This is a genomic window from Thalassolituus alkanivorans (genome assembly GCF_020447205.1).
In the GTDB taxonomy this organism is placed as follows: Bacteria; Pseudomonadota; Gammaproteobacteria; order Pseudomonadales; family Oceanobacteraceae; genus Venatoribacter; species Venatoribacter alkanivorans.
Genome location: NZ_JAJAEL010000037.1, coordinates 169,271 through 174,445, shown reverse-complemented (window position 1 = coordinate 174,445; position 5,175 = coordinate 169,271). Strand labels below are relative to the sequence as shown.

The following is a 5,175-nucleotide window of genomic DNA, read 5'->3' as shown; positions in this document are numbered from 1 at the left end:
CCCGCTCTGTTGCGAGCATTTTGCTTTTTCTCGTTCCTACGCTCCGCGTGGGAACGCAACTGTGTCAGCAAGGGCTACCACGCAGAGCGTGGGAGCCAGGTGATTTTAAAACAGCGAAGCTCCTGTCAGAGCACCGCGCTCAGCAAACTCTGCGCCTCATTAATCAACTGTCCTAAGTGCTCCTCACCGACAAAACTTTCTGCATAAATTTTATAAATATCTTCCGTCCCGCTCGGACGTGCCGCAAACCAGCCCTGCTCTGTACACACCTTAATTCCGCCAATAGCTGCCCCGTTACCTGGCGCACGGGTATGTACCGCGGTAATGTCAGAACCGGCAAGCTGTGAAGCCTGAATGCGGTCAGCTGTCAGCTGTTTAAAAGCCGCTTTCTGTGCCGGGGTTGCTGGCGCATCGATGCGACGATAAACAGGATTACCATGTTGCTGCACCAGTTTTGCGTAATACTCCGATGGTTTCAAACCCGTTACAGCCATAATTTCAGCGGCGAGCAGACAGAGTAAAATACCATCTTTATCGGTAGACCAGGGCTTGCCATCAAAGGTTAAAAAGCTTGCTCCGGCGCTCTCTTCTCCACCGAATGCCAGCTCAGCATTAAACAGCCCTGGTACAAACCATTTAAACCCGACCGGCACCTCGTACAATTCACGGTTATTCGCCTGTACCACGCGGTCCATCATGGAGCTGGTAACCAGGGTCTTACCCACTTTCAGAGTGGCTGACCAATGTGGGCGATGGGTTAATAAATAATCAACACACACACACAGGAAATGATTGGGATTCATTAAGCCTGCAGAATCGACAATACCATGGCGATCGGCATCGGGGTCGTTACCAAAGGCAATATCAAATTGATCTCTGACCTTAAGCAAATTCGCCATCGCAGCGGTACTGGAACAATCCATACGGATACGGCCATCGTGATCCGGCGGCATAAAAGCAAATGCCGGATCGACCTGCTGATTAACCACGCTGATATTCATACCCGCTTCAGCGCCCAGCGCCTGCCACACCGGCAGCGCAGTACCGCCCATAGGATCAGCACCCAGCTTCAGCCCGCTGTTACGGATAGCCTGCAAATCAACAACCTGACCCAGCTGGGCAATATACTCAGCAACAAAGTCGTATTCCTGCGCCTGCGTGCTGGCCGTACTGATATCCAGGCGCTTCACATCCGTGCAGCCATTATGCAGATATTCGTTAGCACGCTGTTCAATCCAGCCGGTAACGTCACTATCGGCAGGGCCGCCATCCGGGGTGTTGTACTTAATACCACCGTCTTCCGGCGGATTATGCGAAGGCGTAATAATCAGACCGTCGGCCTGCCCTGCCGGCTCAGACGCGTTAAAACTGAGAATGGCACGGCTGACCAGCGGCGTTGCCGTAACCTCTCCACCCGCGGCAATACGCACATCAATATTGTTAGCAGCCAGCACCTGCAAAGCGGTTTCCCAGGCAGGCTGTGACAAAGCATGGGTATCCTGACCGAGAAACAGTGGCCCACTAATATTGGCCTGAGCGCGGTAATCGGCCACAGCCTGAGCAATACTCAGAATATGCCACTCGTTAAAGGTACTTTTTAATGCAGAGCCACGGTGCCCGGATGTGCCAAAAGCAACACGCTGTGCCGCGACAGAGGCGTCTGGTTTAATCGCATAAAAAGCATCCGGTAAATTCTGAATCACACACGCATCCTCATTTTTGGTGTTCTGATAATGGCCCCATAATAGCATGAGTGGCTCCTGTAACACGGAGCTCCGGGAGTGACATGTCTTTTGCGATGAACCCATAAGAGCGGAATGTCTGCCGCGACACATCGTTTTATGCAGGAGCGGCCCATGGCCGCGATGCCCGCCAACGGCGGGCCGATAAACATCAACGCTGTATAGCGACTTTAAAAAACCCGATTCGCGGCCATGGGCGCTCCTACCCAATCACCACACCGGTATCCGGTAACATCTCCCGGTAGAGCCGCCGCAGCTCACGCTTCGCCTCATCATCACCATGCACAATACGGATATGCTGCGGCTTATGGCGCATACGTTTGACAAAATTAAGCAGGTCGCGCTGATCGGCATGGGCACTGTATCCACCAAGCGTATACACACCCGCTTTAATATCTACCCGCTGACCATCCAGCACCACGTAACCAGGTGATTTACCCTCGCGGAAACGCGGGCCATATTGCTGAATATCACGCCCCGCTGTACCACGCGCCTGATAACCAACAAATATCACATCGGTACGCTCATCCGGCAGCAGGGCTTTTAAATAATTCTGAATACGGCCACCGCTGCACATTCCACTGGCGGCAATTACAACAGCCGCACGGCCGGTCTTTTTAAGATAAGCAACGGTATTCAGATGATCAGCATGGCGGTTAACAGTAAGCAACTGCTCAAAATCCAGCGGATGCCGCCCTGCCCTTACCTTATTGCGCGCCTCAGCATCCCACAGATGCTTTAATGCGCGATAACTGGCGGTAAATTCAGCAGCCAGCGGCGAATCGACAATAATATCCAGTTGCTCCCACACATTGTCAGACCCACTGTTGTGGGTATGAGCCGCACCAACCCGGTGAATAATCTCCTCAAGCTCGTACAACAACTCCTGCGTACGGCCAATCGAAAATGCCGGAATTAATACCGTCCCGCCATTCTTCAGACACTTTTCAATAACCTGCTGCAACTGTGCGCGGCGCTGGCGGCGCGATTCATGCACCCTGTCACCATAGGTGCTTTCAATAACCAGGGTATCGGCGCGATACGGGGCTTTTGGCGCAGGTAATAACGGTGAATACGGCGCCCCCAAATCACCGGAAAATACGATTTTATGGGACTTTTTCCGAGCATGTTTTTCTGTCGGAGAGGCGTCCGCTGTCAGAGAGGCGGCAGCCAGATCAAACTCCACATAGGCAGAACCCAGAATATGCCCTGCACAATGAAACTTTGCTTTTAAACCGTCGATACCCGCAATATCAAACCACTGCTTATAAGGCACCGGCACCAACAGCGACTGCAACTTCTGCAACACCGAACGGATTAACCGCTCATCACGACTGACGCCTACTTTAATAGCATCTTCAATTACCAGAGGCAGTAACTGTGCCGTTGCCTCACTGGCATACACCGGGCCGTTAAATCCCGCCGCCAATAAATAAGGGATACGCCCAACATGATCAATATGGCAATGGGTAACCACTAAAGCCTGAATACCTGCCAGCGGAAAATCGATTTGCTTGCGGTTAAAATCTTCGTTACCGCTTTCCCGGTCAATGGACTCCGCGCCCTGAAACAAACCGCAATCAACCAACAGCGACAGCCCGTTCGCCAGTTTCAGCTGATGACAGGAACCGGTTACACCATTAACCGCGCCATGATGAAGTATTTCAAACATAAAAATCCTTTTAAATGCTGCAATAACCACATCAGTATGCTGACACTCCCCTGAGCCCAAACCTATCAGGCAATTGTCGGATAAGCCGGACGACTTTCGGCTTCAGGCTTCAGACTTCAAACTTCCAGCCCAGCACGCAAATATTGATACTGCTGATTCAGCTGCAGCTGTATTAACCGGGTAGTTTCCGGGCTAACGCCCAACACCTTAGCAACATCAGAAAAGTCTGCCAGCGACTCCAAAACACCGCTGATTTGTTGGTGGGCTTGTTGCCAGTCGGCGTAGCCAGCCTCGGCCGCCAGACGTTGCAGAGCTTTTAACGGCGGTTTTTTACCAAAACCGGCATAAGCGGTGCTGTGCTCACCAAACCGGCCAGGGCTGAAGGTAATATCGTAGAACGGAGCCGGCTGCCAGTCGCCGTTATCCATCTGCAGAAACGCCCAGTTTTTGCTGTGGTCATCCTGGTTCAGAGCGAACAGATTAAATACAGCGCGCAAAAACTGCAGCTGTGCAGCTTGTACACTACGGCACAGCTGGCTGCTGGCTTTAATGAGATCCTGATAATCCAGGCTGGGAGCACGGAAATCGGCATCCAGCAAACCGCAGGCACTGTGCAGATGCAAGCTGCCCGGTACATCGTCTGGCCGCCATACCCGATCAAACCGCTCCACGGCAAGCCATGCTTGCGCCCCGGAAGCTTGCGGCGCTGGTAATAAACGCCAATTGGGAACCTGTAACCCCGCACGCTGGGCCAGCGTTAAATAAACGGCTTCACACAGCCCCTCTTCATGGCCCAGGGGTAAATTGGCCGAGGTGAATTTCACCAGCCAGGCCTCATCGCCAGCAAGCGGGCGGGTACGGCAGACCTGTTCGCTCCCCTTAGCAAAGTACAGCTGGGCTTTGGGGCGGGCACCGCCAGAACTGCCAGCCGCCACCAGTTCGGCCAGCACGTCGGTCGTTTGTCCATCAAATACCGCCTGAGCCTGCAAGCCGAGACTGGCGATATCGACCGGCTGCTGGTCTGCTGCCGGGGCAATACTGGTTGCGGGGGTATAACTTAAGGCACCGGTACCGCTGTTACCAACAAAGGCTAACCGATCCATGGCTGTTACCTGCGCAGGTAACATGCCATGCTGACGAAACACCCGATCCATCAGCAATAAGCCCCAACCATCGGGCAAAGAGTCGGCGAACACGCCATGCAAACCAGCGTGTGGTTGAGCAGGTGCCAACTGAACGCTGGAATCGGTTTTCAGGATGAACGGCGATAACGCCGGATACTGCTGTAAATAGGTTTCATCGTATTGGAAAAACACGCCCTGCCGGTTTTGCGCCAGCCCGCCCACGGCAACCTTATGCCCATCGCTGAACGTGCGCCATACGGTTAACTGCCGGACCGGTTCCATACTCATTCGGCCAGTACCTCAGCCAGACTACGCGGCATGGTTTTTTGCGCGGACTCCTGTGTAAGAGCATGCAGGCGTTGCAGGTTATCGACGCACTGCCACAGCAATAACAGCTGGCGCAACGAGATCTGGCCGGTGGTTTCAAATTTTTTAATCGTGGGGGCCGGCACGGTGCTGCGTGCAGCCAACTCAGCCCGCGACCACTTCAGGGCTTTGCGCCGTTGCTGCACATACGCGGCCAGTGCGGTTTGAACGTTGTGAGCGGATAGTAGCGAGACCAAAAGACACCCCTATATCTAAACTTAGTGTAATTATACACCAATGGACATAATTGTATCCCTTTAATTCCAACTTC

At 53.2% G+C, this 5,175-nt stretch carries 4 protein-coding genes; all 4 read right to left on the bottom strand.

Features of this window, described 5'->3' with window-relative positions; translation table 11 throughout:
• Nucleotides 1-125: 125 nt before the first annotated feature.
• The 4 genes from pgm to LGT44_RS13725 all read right to left on the bottom strand — a co-directional run bounded on the left by pgm (nt 126) and on the right by LGT44_RS13725 (nt 5,101).
• Nucleotides 126-1,751 carry a phosphoglucomutase (alpha-D-glucose-1,6-bisphosphate-dependent) gene (gene pgm / locus LGT44_RS13740; protein ID WP_230331565.1) on the bottom strand — a complete coding sequence of 542 codons (1,626 nt, stop codon included), beginning with the start codon at nt 1,749-1,751 and terminating at the stop codon, nt 126-128.
• A 193-nt stretch (nt 1,752-1,944) separates the two neighbouring features.
• Entirely contained in the window at nt 1,945-3,414 is a 1,470-nt protein-coding gene (locus tag LGT44_RS13735) for an MBL fold metallo-hydrolase RNA specificity domain-containing protein (protein WP_230331564.1), read from the bottom strand.
• Nucleotides 3,415-3,530: 116 nt separating this feature from the next.
• Nucleotides 3,531-4,826: a type II toxin-antitoxin system HipA family toxin gene (locus LGT44_RS13730; protein WP_230331563.1), complete on the bottom strand. Its 1,296-nt coding sequence runs from the start codon at nt 4,824-4,826 to the stop codon at nt 3,531-3,533.
• Nucleotides 4,823-5,101 (bottom strand): transcriptional regulator, encoded by a 279-nt coding sequence (locus LGT44_RS13725; RefSeq protein WP_230331562.1) that lies wholly within the window; start codon nt 5,099-5,101, stop codon nt 4,823-4,825. The genes LGT44_RS13730 and LGT44_RS13725 overlap by 4 nt, the downstream gene beginning before the upstream one ends.
• Nucleotides 5,102-5,175: the final 74 nt, after the last annotated feature.

What these genes read in the sequence shown, in the direction of transcription:
- pgm (WP_230331565.1), bottom strand. Translation starts at nt 1,751, where the DNA reads ATGCTATTATGGGGCCATTATCAGAACACCAAAAATGAGGATGCGTGT.
- LGT44_RS13735 (WP_230331564.1), bottom strand. Translation starts at nt 3,414, where the DNA reads ATGTTTGAAATACTTCATCATGGCGCGGTTAATGGTGTAACCGGTTCC.
- LGT44_RS13730 (WP_230331563.1), bottom strand. Translation starts at nt 4,826, where the DNA reads ATGAGTATGGAACCGGTCCGGCAGTTAACCGTATGGCGCACGTTCAGC.